Annotated in this window: 16 protein-coding genes and 1 other RNA gene; all 17 read left to right on the forward strand. The window is 48.8% G+C overall.

What is annotated here, in order from left to right; genetic code table 11:
- Positions 1 to 198: 198 nt before the first annotated feature.
- The 17 genes from DW769_RS09810 to DW769_RS09890 all read left to right on the forward strand — a co-directional run bounded on the left by DW769_RS09810 (position 199) and on the right by DW769_RS09890 (position 17,743).
- On the forward strand, positions 199 to 1,206 hold the full coding sequence (locus DW769_RS09810) for a deoxyguanosinetriphosphate triphosphohydrolase (RefSeq protein ID WP_117805081.1): 1,008 nt from the start codon (positions 199 to 201) through the stop codon (positions 1,204 to 1,206).
- Positions 1,207 to 1,222: 16 nt separating this feature from the next.
- Positions 1,223 to 3,001: a DNA primase gene (dnaG, locus tag DW769_RS09815; RefSeq protein ID WP_118750325.1), complete on the forward strand. Its 1,779-nt coding sequence runs from the start codon at positions 1,223 to 1,225 to the stop codon at positions 2,999 to 3,001.
- A gap of 105 nt (positions 3,002 to 3,106) precedes the next feature.
- Positions 3,107 to 4,249 carry an RNA polymerase sigma factor RpoD gene (gene rpoD, locus DW769_RS09820; RefSeq protein ID WP_055228389.1) on the forward strand — a complete coding sequence of 381 codons (1,143 nt, stop codon included), beginning with the start codon at positions 3,107 to 3,109 and terminating at the stop codon, positions 4,247 to 4,249.
- A 29-nt stretch (positions 4,250 to 4,278) separates the two neighbouring features.
- Complete coding sequence (locus DW769_RS09825) at positions 4,279 to 4,977, forward strand: tRNA (adenine(22)-N(1))-methyltransferase (RefSeq protein WP_022462740.1); 699 nt, start codon at positions 4,279 to 4,281, stop codon at positions 4,975 to 4,977.
- A gap of 117 nt (positions 4,978 to 5,094) precedes the next feature.
- A complete protein-coding gene (locus tag DW769_RS09830) occupies positions 5,095 to 6,750 on the forward strand; it encodes a nucleoside kinase (protein ID WP_022462741.1) in 1,656 nt (551 codons plus the stop codon).
- Between the two features lie 100 nt (positions 6,751 to 6,850).
- Positions 6,851 to 7,201: RNase P RNA component class A (gene rnpB / locus DW769_RS09835), an RNA gene on the forward strand.
- Between the two features lie 182 nt (positions 7,202 to 7,383).
- A complete protein-coding gene (locus DW769_RS09840) occupies positions 7,384 to 7,980 on the forward strand; it encodes a Maf family protein (protein ID WP_118666840.1) in 597 nt (198 codons plus the stop codon).
- A gap of 16 nt (positions 7,981 to 7,996) precedes the next feature.
- Positions 7,997 to 10,171 carry a M3 family oligoendopeptidase gene (locus tag DW769_RS09845; RefSeq protein ID WP_022462743.1) on the forward strand — a complete coding sequence of 725 codons (2,175 nt, stop codon included), beginning with the start codon at positions 7,997 to 7,999 and terminating at the stop codon, positions 10,169 to 10,171.
- Between the two features lie 233 nt (positions 10,172 to 10,404).
- On the forward strand, positions 10,405 to 10,614 hold the full coding sequence (locus DW769_RS09850) for a FeoA family protein (RefSeq protein ID WP_022462744.1): 210 nt from the start codon (positions 10,405 to 10,407) through the stop codon (positions 10,612 to 10,614).
- 19 nt (positions 10,615 to 10,633) lie between these two features.
- Positions 10,634 to 10,855: a FeoA family protein gene (locus DW769_RS09855; RefSeq protein ID WP_022462745.1), complete on the forward strand. Its 222-nt coding sequence runs from the start codon at positions 10,634 to 10,636 to the stop codon at positions 10,853 to 10,855.
- A 115-nt stretch (positions 10,856 to 10,970) separates the two neighbouring features.
- The gene (gene feoB / locus DW769_RS09860) at positions 10,971 to 13,121 is read left to right on the forward strand and encodes a ferrous iron transport protein B (protein WP_022462746.1); all 2,151 of its coding nucleotides are present in this window, start codon (positions 10,971 to 10,973) and stop codon (positions 13,119 to 13,121) included.
- 97 nt (positions 13,122 to 13,218) lie between these two features.
- On the forward strand, positions 13,219 to 13,353 hold the full coding sequence (locus tag DW769_RS09865) for a FeoB-associated Cys-rich membrane protein (RefSeq protein WP_022462747.1): 135 nt from the start codon (positions 13,219 to 13,221) through the stop codon (positions 13,351 to 13,353).
- 33 nt (positions 13,354 to 13,386) lie between these two features.
- Positions 13,387 to 13,842 (forward strand): transcriptional repressor, encoded by a 456-nt coding sequence (locus DW769_RS09870; protein ID WP_022462748.1) that lies wholly within the window; start codon positions 13,387 to 13,389, stop codon positions 13,840 to 13,842.
- Between the two features lie 176 nt (positions 13,843 to 14,018).
- Positions 14,019 to 14,330: a DUF6110 family protein gene (locus tag DW769_RS09875; RefSeq protein WP_022462749.1), complete on the forward strand. Its 312-nt coding sequence runs from the start codon at positions 14,019 to 14,021 to the stop codon at positions 14,328 to 14,330.
- Positions 14,331 to 14,427: 97 nt separating this feature from the next.
- A complete protein-coding gene (locus DW769_RS09880) occupies positions 14,428 to 16,515 on the forward strand; it encodes a heavy metal translocating P-type ATPase (RefSeq protein WP_022462750.1) in 2,088 nt (695 codons plus the stop codon).
- A 364-nt stretch (positions 16,516 to 16,879) separates the two neighbouring features.
- Complete coding sequence (locus DW769_RS09885; protein WP_022462751.1) at positions 16,880 to 17,170, forward strand: DUF2325 domain-containing protein; 291 nt, start codon at positions 16,880 to 16,882, stop codon at positions 17,168 to 17,170.
- An 18-nt stretch (positions 17,171 to 17,188) separates the two neighbouring features.
- A complete protein-coding gene (locus DW769_RS09890; protein WP_022462752.1) occupies positions 17,189 to 17,743 on the forward strand; it encodes a DUF3793 family protein in 555 nt (184 codons plus the stop codon).
- Positions 17,744 to 17,822: the final 79 nt, after the last annotated feature.

The following is a 17,822-nucleotide window of genomic DNA, read 5'->3' on the forward strand; positions in this document are numbered from 1 at the left end:
CTTTAAGTTTTTGTCATCTCGCTGACGACAAGATGTATTATAGCACCAGAGTTGTAAGCCGTCAACACTTTTTTTGAAAAAATTTGAAAAATTTGAAAAATAAAAAAGGAAATCGGAATCGGGCACCGAATATAGGAAATAGGAGGACAATGAAAAGAACTGTTACAGGCATATTACCGGGAAAGAGGTGGTCTTCGTTTGAACTTGAGAGAATCGTTTGAAGAACGGGAATTTCAGGAGCTGAGTCCTTATGCGGCGCACAGCCGGAATTCCAGAGGAAGGGACCGATATGAACCGGAGTGTGACATCCGCACCGTCTACCAGAGAGACCGGGACCGGATTCTCCACTCCAAAGCCTTTCGCAGGATGAAAGACAAAACACAGGTGTTTCTTGCTGCGCAGGGAGATCATTACCGGACCCGCCTGACGCACACACTCGAGGTGTCCCAGATTGCCCGCACGATTGCGCGGGCGCTGAATCTGAATGAGGATCTGACCGAAGCCATTGCGCTCGGCCACGATCTCGGCCACACGCCGTTCGGCCATTCCGGGGAAGCGGCGCTCAATGCGGTGCATCCCGGGGGCTTCCGCCACGCGGAACAGAGCGTCCGTGTCGTGCAGGTTCTGGAAAAGGAAGGACAGGGCCTGAACCTGACCTGGGAAGTGCGGGATGGGATTCTGAACCACCGCACGGCGGGAAAACCGTCGACCCTGGAGGGACAGGTTGTGCGTCTCTGCGACAAGATCGCCTACATCCACCACGATATGGACGATGCCATCCGTGCCGGCATCTTAAGCGAGGATGACATCCCGATTACGATCCGCGTTGTTCTTGGCGATACGTGCCGCGAGCGGCTCAATACGCTGATCCACGATATTGTGGAGCAGAGCCGCGGAACGGAGTATGTGCGCCAGTCGGCGGAGATTGCCGAGGGAATGCGCATGCTGCGGGAGTTGATGTTCGCGAACGTCTACCGCAACCCGGAGGCGAAAAAAGAGGAGGAGAAGGCAAAGAAGATGCTGATTTCCCTCTACACCTACTACCAGGAGCACCCGGAACAGATGTCCCGCGAGTACCGGAATCTGATCGGGTGCGGCGAGGACAAGACACAGGTAGTATGCGATTACATTGCCGGTATGACCGATCAGTATTCCATGCACAAATACGAGGAGCTGTTCGTGCCGAAAGCCTGGGCGGTTTATTAGATACAGGGAGGAAAAAATGCGATATTCCGATGATTTAGTGGAAGAGATTCGTATGAAAAATGACATCGTAGATGTGATATCCGGCTACGTAAAGCTGACAAGAAGAGGAAGCTCTTACTTCGGGCTCTGCCCGTTCCACAATGAGAAGTCCCCTTCCTTTTCCGTCAGCCCAGGAAAGCAGATGTATTACTGCTTCGGATGCGGAGCCGGAGGAAATGTTTTCACATTTTTGATGGAATACGAAAACTTCACGTTTGTGGAAGCCTTGAAATTTCTGGCCGACCGGGCCGGGGTGGAGCTTCCGCAGATGGAGTATTCGAAAGAAGCAAAGGAGCAGGCGGATTTAAAGAACACGCTGCTGGAAATCAACAAACAGGCGGCGAAATTCTATTATTACCAGCTCCACACCGAACGCGGAAAGCAGGGCTACGATTACCTGAAGGGGCGCGGCCTTTCGGATGATACGATTCGAAAATTCGGCCTTGGCTATTCAGATAAGTATGGAAGCCTGCTGTACCGTTTCTTAAAAGAAAAAGGGTATGACGATGAAATCCTTCGCCAGTCGGGATTGTTTCTGGCGGACGAAGTGCACGGTATGCAGGATAAGTTCTGGAATCGTGTCATCTACCCGATCATGGATGCCAACAGCCGCGTGATCGGCTTCGGAGGCCGTGTGATGGGGGATGGAAAGCCGAAATACCTGAACTCGCCGGAGACAAAGATCTTCGACAAAAGCCGCAACCTATATGGGCTGAACCTGGCGCGCTCTTCGCGGAGAAAGAATCTGATCATCTGCGAGGGCTATATGGACGTCATCTCCATGCACCAGGCGGGTTTCAACAACGCGGTGGCATCTCTTGGAACGGCGCTCACCTCGCTGCAGGCGGGGCTCATGAAGCGGTACACCGACGAGGTCCTTGTAATCTACGACAGCGATGAGGCGGGTGTCAAAGCAGCACTCCGTGCGATCCCGATGCTGAAAGGCGTCGGTCTTACCACGCGTGTCGTCAATTTAAGACCGTATAAGGACCCCGATGAGTTTATCCAGCACGAAGGCTGTGAGGCGTTCGAAAAACGGCTGGAGGAGGCGGAAAACAGCGTTCTGTACGAGATCCGCATGAAGGAGCGTGACTTTGACCTTGCCGATCCGCAGGGCAAATCCGATTTTCTTCATGAAGCGGTGCGCCGCCTTGTAGCAATTGAGGATGAGATCGAGCGGAACAGCTATCTTGAGGCCGTGGCGGGAAAGTACGGCATTGCCGTCGAGGTACTGCGCAAGCAGGTCGGCCAGATGGCACTCTCGGGAGCCGGAAGGACGGAGAGCGTAAAGCCGCGGAATACAGCCTCAAACAAAAAAGAAAAAGAGGGCGGCGTCGAAAAAGCACAGAAGCTGATGCTGACGTGGATGACCTCTTATCCGGCGCTCATTGGAAAGCTGGAAAAATATATTACGCCGGCGGATTTTACCACCCCTCTCTACCACCAGATTGCAGAGATGATTGTGCTGCAGTACCACGAGGGCGGCGTAAATCCGGCAAAGCTTTTGAATCAATTTGTTGATTCCGAGGAGCAGAAAGAAGTTGCAGGCCTTTTTAATGCCAGAATCCCGCTGGAGACAGAGGAGGAAAAACGGCGCGCGCTGCATGATGTGATCTGCAATATGAAAGAAAACAGCATTGCGTATCAGTCGGCACATATGAATGTGACCGATATGGCGGCGCTGCAGAAGCTGATGGCGGACAAAAAGAGCCTGGAGCGGTGGAAAGCAGGGGAACTTCCGGATTTCGCTTTTTAAGGAGGCCTGGATACCAAAGAAAAACCCTGGAATCTTCTGATCTGCGTGTTTAATTTCGCAGGGCAGGGACAGAATATATACAAGCTATGGAAGGATGGACAGTCAATGGAGTTCGATAAAGCAAAATTTATGGAAAAATTAAAAGAGCTGGTAGCATACGGCAAAAAGAAAAAGAGCGTCCTGGAATATCAGGAAATCAACGACTTTTTCCGCGATATGCCGCTGGATGCGGAGCAGATGGAGAAGGTATTTGAATACCTGGAGGCAAGCGGTATCGACGTACTGCGCCTCTCCGATATGACCGAGGATCCAAATGCGGCAGACCGCGATCTTCTCCTTCTGGACGACGATGACATCGACCTTTCCGAGGAAGAAGAGATCGATATGGAAAACATCGACCTTTCCGTTCCGGAAGGCATCAGCATTGAGGACCCGGTCCGCATGTACTTAAAAGAGATCGGTAAAGTGCCGCTTCTTTCCGCAGAGGAAGAGATCAAGCTGGCACAGAGAATGGAAGAGGGCGATGAGGATGCGAAAAAACGTCTGGCAGAGGCCAACCTTCGTCTCGTTGTTTCCATTGCAAAACGTTATGTCGGCCGCGGCATGCTGTTCCTGGATCTGATTCAGGAAGGTAACTTAGGCCTCATCAAAGCGGTTGAAAAATTCGATTACCGCAAGGGATACAAATTCTCTACGTATGCAACATGGTGGATCCGCCAGGCAATCACAAGAGCGATTGCAGACCAGGCGAGAACGATCCGTATTCCGGTTCATATGGTAGAGACCATCAACAAGCTGATCCGCGTTTCCCGTCAGTTACTGCAGGAGTTAGGCCGCGAACCTACTCCGGAAGAGATCGCAGAGGAGATGCACATGTCTGTAGAGCGTGTGCGTGAGATCCTGAAAATCTCCCAGGAACCGGTTTCACTCGAGACACCAATCGGTGAGGAAGAGGACAGCCACCTCGGTGACTTCATCCAGGACGACAATGTGCCGGTACCGGCAGACGCGGCAGCATTCACCATGCTGAAAGAGCAGCTCGAGGATGTGTTAAGCACGCTGACTGACCGTGAGCAGAAGGTTCTGCGTCTCCGTTTCGGACTCGATGACGGCCGTGCGAGAACCCTCGAAGAGGTTGGTAAAGAGTTCAACGTTACAAGAGAGCGTATCCGTCAGATTGAGGCGAAAGCGCTCCGTAAACTGCGCCATCCGAGCCGTTCCAGAAAGCTGAAAGATTACCTGGACTAATCTGCGAGGAAGAAAAGGACGACAGGAAAATGCAGTTATCAAAAAGACTTTCCGCGGTAGCGGAGTTTGTCACCCCGGGCGGCTGCCTGGTCGATGTGGGAACAGATCACGGCTATGTGCCGATTGCGCTGCTGGAACAGAAGAAGATTTCCTCCGCAATCGCCATGGATGTGAACCGCGGACCGCTGGAGCGGGCCAGGGAGCATATTGCGCAGTACCAGATGGGGGACTACATAGAAACAAGACTTTCCGACGGACTCCATGCCCTGCGTGCGGGAGAGGGTGATTCTCTTCTCATCGCGGGCATGGGCGGCGGGCTTACCATAAGAATTTTAAGCGAAGGTGAGCCGCTGCTGTCCGGTTTTCGGGAGCTGATCCTGGAGCCGCAGTCGGATATCGACCGCGTGCGTGCATGGCTTCTGGAACACGGATTTTTCCTTGCACAGGAGAATTTTGTAGAGGAGGATGGAAAATATTATCCGATTCTGCGGGCAGTGCCAGGGGAAAAGGAGAATCTGAAGGCGGAGGAGCTTTTCTATGGACCGCGCCTTCTGGAAAAGGAAAATCCGGTGCTGAGGGAATACCTTCTGAAACAGCAGGAGCAGAACCAGACGCTGATCCGCCAGCTTTCGGATCACTCCAGTGAAAAGGCAGCACAGCGCCTTTGGGAATTAAAAGAAAAAGAGGCAGTACTGGAATCTGCGCTTGCGCGTTTCCATACGATGTAACGACAGCGTTTGCACAAGAGGGGCGTGTCTGAAAATTTCAGCAGTTGTAATTTTCGGGCGCGCCTTTTCTGTCACTTCTGAATTTTCAGAAAGTTTTGCAAGAAGGAGGAATTACAATTGATTCAGGTAACAATTGATGGAAAAGGATACGAATATCCGGAAAATTGCTCTTATTATGAGATTGCAAAGGATTTTGAAAAAACAATGGACGCGCCGATTGTCCTTGTGAAAGTGGACGGACGGCTGCGGGAGCTGCACAAACAGCTGAAAAAAGACTGTGAACTGGAATTTGTGACAACGGAGGATGAGATCGGACATAAAACGTATCAGAGGAGTCTTTCTCTTCTGCTGGTAAAAGCGGTGTATCATGTGGGAGGCTACGATAAGATCCGCCATGTGATGCTGCATTTTTCGGCGGGTTCGGGCTTTTTCTACACGGTGGACGGCGATATCACGCTGAATCAGGAGTTTTTGGACGAAGTAAAAGCGTATATGCATGAACAGGTGGAAAAGGCGGTGCCGATTTATAAGCGGAGTGTCGATACGCACGAGGCGAGAGAACGGTTCCGGCTGCATGGCATGACGGATAAAGACCGCTTGTTCCGTTACCGCCGTGTCTCCCGTGTGAATCTGTACAGTCTCGGGGATTTTGAAGACTATTATTATGGATTTATGACGTATGATACGAGTTATCTGAAGTATTTTGATCTCTATTTATACGATGACGGCTTTGTGCTGCAGATGCCGGAGAAAAAGGCGCCGGAGACGGTGCCGGCGGCGAATCTCTCCCCGAAGGTGTTCCAGGTGCAGCGGGAATCGGAGCGCTGGGGTGAGCAGATGGGAATTTCCACGGTTGCCGACTTAAATGAACGCATCACGAAGGGCAATATTCAGCAGATGATGCTGATTGCGGAGGCGCTGCAGGAGCAGAAGATTGCGAAGATTGCGGAGCAGATTGCGGAAAGAAAGCAGGTTAAATTTGTGCTGATTGCGGGGCCGTCTTCCTCCGGAAAGACAACGTTCTGCAACCGGCTTTCCATCCAGCTTTCAGCGCATGGTCTGACGCCGCATCCGATCAGCCTTGATAATTACTATGTGAACCGGGTAGATACGCCGCGGGATGAAAACGGCGATTATGATTTTGAATGCCTGGAAGCACTGGATATCGAGCTTTTGAACCGGGATATGACAGCACTTTTGAACGGAGAGCGTGTGGAACTGCCGTATTTTAATTTTAAGACGGGCAAGCGCGAGTACAAGGGGAATTTTATTCAGATGAAGGAGACCGATGTGCTGGTGCTGGAGGGAATTCACGGGCTGAATGAAAAACTGACGTGGTCGCTTCCTTCGGAAAGTAAATTCCGGATTTATATCAGTGCGCTGACGCAGATTAATGTGGATGAGCACAACCGGATTCCGACGACGGACGGACGTCTGATCCGGCGGATGGTGCGCGACAGCCGGACGCGGGCAACGTCGGCGAAGGAGACGATTGCGATGTGGCCGTCGGTGCGCCGCGGCGAGGATCGGAATATTTTTCCGAACCAGGAGAAGGCGGATGTGATGTTCAATTCAGCGCTGGTGTATGAGCTTTCGGTTCTGAAGCTGTATGCGGAACCGCTGCTGTTCCAGATTGAGGAGGGAGAGCCGGAGTACCAGGAGGCAAAGCGGCTGTTGAAGTTTTTGGATTATTTTGTCGGAGTGCCGATTGAGGATATTCCCAAGAATTCGATTCTGCGGGAGTTTGTGGGGGGAAGCTGCTTTGATGTGTGAAAGGCTGTTTTGTATGGATTTGTGGGATCTGCGATTTGGGGATGGACAAGAAAGAGAGTTTGTGGTAAGATTATTAACTGTCTGATGTTCCGTTTTTGACAAAGTAAGATATGTAATCGCGGCTGGCAGGACCGAAAGGGGCCAGGTGAGGAAAGTCCGGGCTTCGCAGGGCAGGGTGCCGGATAACGTCCGGCGGAGGTGACTCCAGGGATAGTGCAACAGAGAGATACCGCCAGGTTTTTCCTGGTAAGGGTGGAAAGGCAGTGTAAGAGACTACCGTTTCTCTGGTAACAGAGAAAGCCATGTAAACCCCATCCGAAGCAAGACCGAATAGAAAACGTATATGGCTGCCCGTCATGTTTTCAGGTGGGTCGCTTAAGGGGACTGGCGACAGTTCCATTGGATAGATGATTACACACGACATAACCCGGCTTATCGTTTTGCTTTGCTTAAGACGGAAATTCAGGCATCTGGATAAAATAAGTACGCCGGGAACGGACACGAGTGGATTGTGTTCGTTCCCGGCGTACTTATTTTATCCGGCCATCCGGCGCAAGCCGCACATTCCCGCGGATCGCTGCATGGTGTGAAAAAAATGCATGTCATGAAAGAAAAAATAAAGGAGACAGCAGGATGAAAGTGATATTGGCTTCGGGGTCACCCAGAAGAAGAGAGTTGATGGAGATGTTGGGAATACGGTGTAAGGTTCAGGCTTCAGGGGCGGAAGAAGTTGTGACGTCTGCGGAACCGGAGATGGTTGTGGAGGAGCTTTCACGGCTGAAATGTCTGGATGTTGCGGAGATTACCGAAGGGGATGCCGTTGTGATCGGGGCGGATACGGTTGTGGCTTTTGAAGGGGAGATCCTTGGCAAGCCGAAAGGGATAGAACATGCCAGAAGCATGATGCAGCAGTTGCAGGGAAGGGTGCATCAGGTGTATACTGGAGTTACGATTGCGGTAACAGAGGGGGACGCAAAGCGTGTGGTATCGTTCTGTGACCGTACAGATGTAGAGTTTTATGCGATGACAGAGGAGGAGATAAACGGGTATCTTGCTCTTGAGAAAGAGGGGGAGGCTCCTGTGTGGTCGGATAAGGCTGGAGGATACGGAATTCAGACGGTGTTTGGGACAAAGTTTGTGAAAGGAATCCAGGGAGACTATTATAATGTGATGGGACTGCCGGCGTCCCGGGTTTATCATGAGTTGAAAAATCTGGGCGTTCTGGAATAGAAGGAGGTAAGAGAAGATGAAAAAGTTTTCGGAAATTGAATACGTAAGGCCGGACATGGAGGCAGAGCAGGAAAAAGTAAGAGCGTATACGAAGGCGCTCAAAGAGGCAAAATCATATGAGGAGCTGCGCGGACTTTTTATGGAAGAAAAAACGCGCGAGGATGCCTGGGCGACAATGGCGGAAGTGGCGCAGGTAAGATATACGGTGGACACCAGAGATTCGTTTTATGAAGGAGAGGTTCAGTTCTGGAATGAGACGATTCCGGCGATCCATCTGCTGATACAAAAGGCAGAGAAGGTGATTCTGGAGTCTCCGTTTATCAAAGAGTTTGCAGAGGAGTTCGGGGAATTTTTTGTGAAGAATATGGAGGTTGGCCAAAAATTAGCGGACGACTGTATCGTGGAGGATCTGATCGAAGAGGCGAATCTGACGCAGCAGTACAGTAAAATTACGGCGAATGCTTCGACGGAATTTAAGGGCGAAACGTGTAATTTTTATGGACTGCTGAAGGCGATGCAGAGTACGGACCGCCAGATGCGGAAAGAGGCGATGACGGCATGGGGAGATTTGTATGAAGAGATTTCCGGGGAGCTGGATGCGCTGTATGACAAGATGGTTCCGCTGCGCGATAAAATTGCGAAGAAGCTGGGATTTTCTTCTTACATTGAATTTATTTACCTGAGCTATGGAAGATACGATTATACGGCGGAGGATGTTGCAAAGTTCCGTGCGCAGGTGAAGGAGAAGATTGTACCGCTCTGCCTGGAGCTTCGGAAGGAGCAGGAGAAACGGCTTGGAGTGGACAGGCTGCATTATTACGATGAGGAGCTGATTTTCCCGGAAGGAAACGCGGTTCCGGAAGGAACGACGGAGGAACTGGTTGCGAAGGCGCAGAAGATGTACCATGAGCTGTCGAAAGAGACGGGTGAGTTCTTTGATTTTATGGTGGAGCATGAGCTGTTTGACCTGGAGACGAAGCCGGGAAAACAGACAGGCGGTTACTGCACATTTCTGAATACGTTCAAGGCGCCGTTCATCTTCTCCAATTTTAATGGTACGAGCGCGGACGTTGATGTTCTGACTCATGAGGCGGGCCATGCGTTCGAGGCGTATACAGCGGCAAAACAGATTCCGTTTATGGATATGGTATTCCCGACAAGCGAGGTGGCGGAGATTCACTCGATGACAATGGAGCATTTCGCATACCCCTGGATGAATGCATTCTTTGGAGAGAAAGCAGATGATTACCGTTATGCGCACCTGATGAGCGCGCTGGAAGTGATTCCGTACATGGTATGTGTGGATGAGTTCCAGCATAAGGTATTTGAAAATATCGGCATGACGGCCAAGGAGCGCCGTGCGATCTGGCATCAGTTAGAGCTGACCTATATGCCATGGAGAAATTATGACGGCCACAAGTTCCTCGAGGAGGGCGGTTTCTGGATGCAGAAGCAGCATATCTTTGTGAACCCGTTCTATTATATTGATTATGCGCTGGCACAGATCTGTGCTTTCCAGTTCTTTGAGCGTTTCAAAAAAGAGCCGGAAAAGGCGTGGGGCGATTATTACCGTCTCTGCCAGGCAGGCGGAAGCAAAGGATATTTTGCACTGCTGGAGCTGGCCGGACTGAAGAATCCGTTCGTGGATGGAACGGTGGAAGAAGTCGTTGCGGGACTGAAGCCCTATTTAAAACAAAAAGTAAAGTATACGATCCGTCCGGTAAAAGAGGAAGATCTGAAAAAGGTAGCCGAGGTGGAGGCGCTATGTTTCCCGGCTGCCGAGGCGGCAGGTTATGAAGACTTCATGGAGCGGTACAAAACCTGCAAAAACAGCTTTTTTGTAGCGGAAACTGAAGATGGCGAAATCGCAGGCTTCTGCAATGGCTGCTGTGCGGATACCGATTATCTGGCGGATGCACTCTACCATGACGCCACGCTGCACAACCCGGACGGCGATTATCAGATGATTTTCGGACTGGACGTCAATCCGAAGTTCCAGAAACAGGGCATTGGAGAAGCACTGATGCGTCATATGGTAAAAAGCGCAGGAGAGCGTGACAAAAAAGCCGTTGTTCTTACATGCAAGGATCATATGATTCCATTCTACAAAAGGATCGGATACGAATATATCGAACTTTCCGACTCGACGCATGGCGGTGCAAAATGGCATAAGATGATGTACCGTTTGTAAAAAAAAATGGAAAGCAAAAAGGGCAGAACAGGTAGATACGAAATTTCTCTGTTCTGCCTTATTTTTCAAAAAAACAGGGCCCTTAACGAAGGCTTTTTCTCAGTAACGGAGTAAATTTCAGAAAAAAATACAAAAAAATAGTAAAAAAGCAGTTGACATCTAACGTACGTTAGCATATACTAACAACTGAAATAGAGATGAAACTCATTATCATACACAGGAGGTAATTGACTATGCCTTTAACGATGGCAAATCCAGGCGAATGTTACACAATCAGAAAAGTTGGCGGAAAAGAAGAGACCAGAAGATTTCTTGAAAATCTTGGCTTCGTCGTTGGCGGAAACGTGACAGTCGTATCGGAAATCGACGGCAATCTCATCGTGAATGTGAAAGATTCCAGGGTAGCCGTTGGAAAAGATATGGCAGCCAAAATCCTGATTTGATAGGAAAGAAGGAGAGAAGATGAAGACTTTAAAAGAGACTTCCGTAGGAGAAACCGTTAAAGTTGTAAAACTCAACGGTTCCGGTCCGGTCAAAAGAAGAATCATGGATATGGGAATCACCAAGGGTGTTGACGTATTCGTGCGCAAAGTTGCTCCGCTCGGCGATCCGGTCGAAGTAACCGTCAGAGGATACGAATTATCCTTAAGAAAAGCAGATGCCGAAATGATTGAAGTAGAGTAAATTTTTTTGTCTGCTTGTTAGCGGATGCTAACAAAAGCAAGCTGTAGCCAATATTGGTAAGGCTTGTGAAGTTATTAAAATCAGTAAAAATCAAAGAAAGAGGGGCATGGGAAAAATGGCAATTAAGATTGCACTCGCAGGAAACCCGAACTGCGGTAAGACAACATTGTTCAATGCACTGACAGGCTCCAACCAGTTCGTAGGAAACTGGCCAGGTGTAACCGTCGAGAAAAAAGAAGGAAAGCTCAAAGGCCACAAAGATGTCACCATCATGGACCTTCCGGGTATCTATTCTTTATCTCCGTATACACTGGAGGAAGTGGTAGCCAGAAATTACCTGATTAATGAAAGACCAGATGCGATTCTGAACATCGTAGATGGTACCAACATTGAGCGTAACCTGTATCTGTCCACACAGATCATGGAACTTGGTATTCCGGTGATCATGGCTGTCAACATGATGGATATTGTTGAGAAGAACGGAGACAAAATACATATCGACAAACTGGCGAAAAAGCTGGGCTGTGAAGTTGTAACCATCTCTGCTCTGAAAGGAACCGGAATCAAAGAAGCTGCTGATAAAGCAGTGCAGATTGCACAGAAAAAAGGTGCTGCTGTACCGGTTCATGAGTTTGACAAGGATGTGGAGGCAGTCATCCGCACCGTTGAGAGCAAACTCGGAAGTGATATTGTAAATGAGCAGAAACGCTTCTTTGCAATCAAACTTCTGGAGAAAGATGATAAGATCACAGAGCAGATGAAATCCGTTCCAGATGTATCTGCCGAGATCAAACAGCTGGAAGACAAATTTGATGACGATACCGAGAGTATTATTACAAACGAGCGTTACGTTTATATTTCCAGCATCATCGGTGACTGTGTCACAAAGAACAAGAAAAACGCCATGACAACATCGGATAAGATCGACCGGATCGTAACTAACCGCTGGCTGGCACTTCCGATCTTTGCAGTTGTTATGTGGGTTGTATATTATGTATCTGTCACAACAGTAGGTACTTTTGTAACGGACTGGACCAACGATGTACTCTTTGGAGAGATCATTCCGCCGGCCATTGAAAATCTGCTGAACGCGATCCACTGCGCTGACTGGCTGCAGGGTCTGATCCTGGATGGTATTGTTGCCGGTGTTGGTGCCGTACTTGGATTCGTACCGCAGATGCTGGTACTGTTCCTGTTCCTGGCATTTCTGGAGTCCTGCGGTTACATGGCGCGTGTTGCATTCATCATGGACCGTATCTTCCGTAAATTTGGACTTTCCGGAAAATCCTTCATTCCGATGCTGATCGGAAGTGGTTGCGGTGTTCCTGGTATCATGGCTTCCCGTACCATCGAGAATGACCGTGACCGTAAAATGACCATCATGACAACAACGTTTGTACCTTGTGGAGCAAAACTTCCAATCATCGCCCTGATCGCAGGCGCTCTGTTTAATGGAGCTTCCTGGGTTGCACCAAGTGCTTACTTCGTTGGTATCGCAGCAATCATCTGCTCCGGTATCATCCTGAAAAAAACAAAACTGTTCGCTGGCGATCCGGCTCCGTTTGTTATGGAGCTTCCGGCTTACCACTGGCCGACGGTAAGCAACGTTCTCCGCAGCATGTGGGAGCGTGGCTGGTCTTTCATCAAAAAAGCCGGTACGATCATCCTGATGTCTACCATCGTTCTGTGGTTCCTGATGAACTTCGGATGGGTTGACGGATCCTTCGGAATGCTGGAAGCTGAGCAGTTAAATGACAGTATCCTGGCTTCCATCGGAAGCGTGATCGCTCCTCTGTTTGCACCTCTTGGATGGGGCGACTGGAAGATGGCTGTTGCAGCTGTTTCCGGATTGATCGCAAAAGAGAACGTTGTTGGTACCTTCGGTATCCTGTTCGGCTTTGGTGAAGTTGCAGAAGACGGTGCCGAGATCTGGGGACAGCTCGCAGGAAGCTTATCTACGGTAGCAGCTTATTCCTTCCTGGTATTCAACCTTCTGTGCGCACCGTGCTTCGCAGCAATGGGTGCAATCAAACGTGAGATGAACAATACCAAATGGTTTTTTACTGCAATCGGATATCAGACACTGCTTGCCTATGTTGTATCCCTGTGCATTTATCAGATCGGTAACCTGTTCATCGGCGGCGGTTTTGGAATCGGAACGGTAGTTGCTGTTCTGCTCATCATTGGATTTGTATATCTGCTGGTAAGACCTTACAAAGAGAGCGCAACTCTGAGCGTTTCCACCAACAAAATGTTCAGCAAATAATTGCTGTGACAGATAGAGAACATGTATCTGATGAAGAGTCCGTATCCGGCATCCGCTGCAGGATGCGGACTCTTTTGAAAAGAAAGGAGTTGTTTCTATGGGAACTTTTATCACACTTGTAGTCGTTGTTGGTCTGGTAGGACTTGCAGTACGCAGTATGATTAAAGATAAAAAAAGTGGCAAGGGAAGCTGTGGTGGTAACTGCGGGCAGTGCAAGGGACATTGCGACTGACAGGACAGGAATCATCATCAGGAGGTAGAACGTATGCCGCAGGAACAGACAAAGCATGAAGCCAGAAATTATCACAGAACACAGATGAAGCGAGAACTGATTATTCAGAAGCTCCGGGAACAGGGATGCAGAATAACCAGACAGAGACGGATTCTGCTCGATATTATCCTGGAAGAGGAGTGCTCCTGCTGTAAAGAAATTTACTATAAAGCTCTGCAGAAAGACAGCAGCATCGGGCCTGCTACGGTGTATCGCATGGTGAATACACTGGAGAGCATCGGTGCAATCAGCCGCAAAAATTTTTACAAGATTGCCTGTGGAGAAGAATGCTTCAAAGATCAGGGCTGTACCGTAGAACTGAGCGATCATACCATCTGCCGCTTAAGCGGAGAGATGTGGATGGACGTGATGAAATCCGGACTGAAGGCAAAGGGCTATATTCAGAATCAGGATATTGAAAATGTGATTGTTTCAGCGGTGGAAGGCTGAAAAACGGGGAAAACGGGTGAAAATTCCTTCCGTTTTCCCTGTTTTAATGAAAATAATTATCAAAAAGAACTGTACGTATTGTCTAACCGAGCAGGTGAGTGCTATACTGTGAACCACAGCGGGGGAAAATGTAAAATTCAGGAAAAATTTATTTTAACAATAGGAGGAAATGTAATATGACAATCAAAGATTTAAAACATCCAGGACTTTTCGCAGCAGGAGTATTATTCGGAACAGCAGGTATCAAAGCACTGTCCAGCAAGGATGCGAAAAAACTTTACACCAACTGCACCGCAGCTGTTCTTCGTGCAAAGAAAGTTGTTATGGATACGGTAACGACCATCCAGGAGAATGCGGAGGACATCTATGCTGACGCAAAACAGATCAACGAAGAGCGTGAAGCAGCAGAAGAGGCAGTAGAGGATGTAGCTGAAGAGACAGCAGAGGAAGCTGTTGAAGCAGAAGCAGAGGATACGGTTGAGGCATAAGCTGTACACAGCAACATCTGATTTACGTCGTATTCATACGGAAAAAACAAAACGCCTGCAGAATTCTCTGCAGGTGTTTTTCTAGGAGGCATAAGATTTGAAATTTTATATTAAACACGAAAGCAGAGGCAGAATCCGAATCCATCTGGCACAGAAGCGCATGTCCTCCGTACAGGCAGAGACACTGCTGTACTATCTGCAGAATCAGAACCAGGTATCTTTCGCGAAGGTATATGACAGAACCGGCGATGCCGTGATCTGTTACGAGGGAGAACGAGCCGCTGTGATTCGGATGATACAGCTCTTCCACTACGAGGAAGTAGAGCTGCCGACCGGACTGCTTGAGAGCTCCGGCAGAGCGTTAAACAACGAATATCAGGAAAAGCTGATCAGCAAAGTGATTTACCACTTTGGAAGAAAATGGCTTCTTCCGGCACCGATCCGTGCCATCTATACTACGGTTGTTTCCGTAAAATATATCTGGAAAGGAATCCAGACACTGGCACAGGGAAAGATCGAAGTTCCGGTTCTTGATGCAACCGCAATCGGTGTTTCGATGCTCCGCGGCGACTATGGAACCGCAGGCTCTGTCATGTTCCTGCTCGGCGTAGGAGAGCTGCTTGAGGAATGGACGCATAAAAAATCCGTCGGAGATCTGGCACGCAGCATGTCGCTGAACGTCGGAAAGGTATGGCTGAAAAAAGACGGCCAGGAAATTCTCGTTCCGTCTGAAAAAATTGTTGCGGGCGACGAGATTGTCGTACATATGGGAAATCTGATTCCATTCGACGGCGAGGTATCCAACGGCGAGGGTATGGTAAACCAGGCTTCTCTGACCGGAGAATCTGTTCCGGTACGCCGTACCTTAGGTTCCGTTGTCTATGCGGGAACGGTTCTTGAGGAGGGCGAGCTTACCATTCTTGTGAAGCAGACCGGCGGATCCAGCCGTTACGAGAAGATTACCGCGATGATCGAAGAGTCCGAGAAACTGAAATCCGGACTGGAGAGCAAGGCAGAGCATCTGGCAGACCGTCTTGTACCGTATTCCCTTGGCGGAACGGCGTTGACGTATCTTCTGACCAGAAATGCAACGAAAGCACTCTCTATTCTGATGGTAGACTTCTCCTGTGCGTTAAAACTTGCCATGCCTATTTCCGTTCTCTCTGCAATCCGCGAGGCAAACCAGCACAAGATCACCGTAAAGGGCGGTAAATTCCTGGAGGCTGTGGCGGAAGCGGATACGATCGTTTTCGATAAGACCGGAACACTGACAAAAGCGCAGCCGACCGTAGCAGAGGTGGTATCCTTCAGCGAAACAAAGAGCCCGGATGAGCTTCTGCGCATCGCAGCCTGCCTGGAAGAGCATTTTCCGCATTCCATGGCAAAAGCCGTAGTAGACGCGGCAAAAGAGAAACATCTGGATCACGAGGAGATGCACTCCAAAGTAGAATATATCGTTGCACACGGTATTTCTACAACGATCAATGGAGAAAAAGCGATTATTGGAAGTTATCACTTCGTATTTGAGGATGAGAACAGTATCATTCCGGAAGGAATGGAAGAGAAGTTCCGTCATCTGCCGGAGGAGTATTCTCATCTCTATCTTGCCTTAGAAGGTGTACTTGCAGCAGTTATCTGCATTGAGGATCCGCTTCGTCCGGAGGCGGCCGAAATTATCCGTCAGCTGAAAAAAGCAGGTCTGAAAAAGATCGTCATGATGACCGGAGACAGCGAGCGCACGGCAAAAGCGATCGCGAAGAAGGTCGGCGTGGACGAGTACTATGCTGAGGTACTGCCGGAGGATAAGGCAAACTTTGTGGAGAAAGAAAAAGCAGAGGGACGTAAAGTCATTATGATCGGTGACGGTATTAACGATTCACCGGCACTTTCTGCCGCAGACGTTGGAATCGCCATCAGCGAGGGCGCAGAGATTGCGCGTGAGATCGCGGATATCACCGTTGCCGCAGACGATCTGGCAGAAATTCTGGTGCTTCGTATGCTGAGCAACCGTCTGATGAAACGGATTCATAAGAATTACCGCTTTATCGTTACGTTCAATGCCGGACTGATTCTGCTCGGCGTGGGCGGTATTTTACAGCCAACCACTTCCGCACTGCTTCACAATACATCTACTCTTTACATTGGCTTAAAGAGTATGGGCAACCTGCTGGACGAGCCGGTATAAAAAACAGAACAGAATAGCAACGGGAAAGCCGCTGGAGTCTTCTTCTTAAGATTCCAGCGGCTTTTTAACAAAAGCAGGGAAAGCCTCTGCTTCCATTGCGAATATTCTTTCACCAGTGTGATGTGAAAAAGAAAATGATACAATTTTCTCAAGAAAAGCTGGAAAAATTTGCAGGATATCCTTGACAAAATCCGACAAAAACGGTATGATATACCTAACAGTTAGATGCAGCTAACTAAAGTACAACGGATAAAACCAAAAATCATACGGGATCCCGGTAGAGGGATTCTTTCTTAAAACACGGGAGTTAGAATAAACTAATTTCAAGTAGCATAAGATAACAACAGAAAGGCAGGTAGAGAAGATGAGTGTCGTAATTATCGGTGGAAATGAAAGAATGGTGTGTCAATATACAGATATCTGTAAAGACTATGGATGTAAAGCAAAGGTGTTCCCGAAAGAGCATGGCTCCGTTAAGAAAAAAATCGGGAATCCGGATCTGATGATTCTCTTTACCAACACCGTATCCCACAAAATGGTCATCACTGCTTCCCAGGAAGCAAAGAAAAACAATATTCCGATCGCAAGAATCCATACCAGCAGTGCCACCGCACTTCGCTCGGTATTAGATGAGCACTGCGCAGCAGCAATGTAAGAAGGAGACGTAAAAGGCATGATTGAGAGATTTCTGATCGAACACTGTTCGGCAACGCTGGCTTCCATCAAAGCCGCAAATTTATGTAATATGACATTTTCATCCAAAGAAGAACTGGAAGATCAGATTTCATACTGGAGTGCCTGTCTGGAACCAAAAGGAATTCACATCTTTGTATTGCGGGAGCATGAGACGAGAGCACTGGTCTATGTGTACCGTGAAGGGCTTCTCCAGAAGGAGCTGGAAAATCCGGAGAATGCAGTGTTTTTAAAATCCTATGGATATGAAAATACAGACATTGCCTATGCACTGAATCGCCTGAAAACCCGGGTAGCAGAGTGTAAAGAAGGATTTCCGCATGAGATCGGTGTGTTTCTCGACTATCCGCTCGGTGATGTGATCGGTTTTATTGAGAACAAAGGCCACAATTATAAATGCAAGGGATGCTGGAAGGTCTATTGCAATGAGTGCGAAGCACAGAAAACATTTCAGCGCTATCAGAAATGCAGAAACGTGTATCTGCGTCTCTGGAAGCAGGGAAGAAGCGTTTTACAGCTCACCGTAGCTGTTTAACATAAAATCCTGCATACCATAAAAAGGGCAGTAGGATCGGGGAAAGAAAAATCCCCCGGAATTAGAAAATAAAGAAAGA

The organism is Blautia sp. AM29-29, from assembly GCF_003480555.1.
GTDB lineage: Bacteria > Bacillota > Clostridia > Lachnospirales > Lachnospiraceae > Fusicatenibacter > Fusicatenibacter saccharivorans.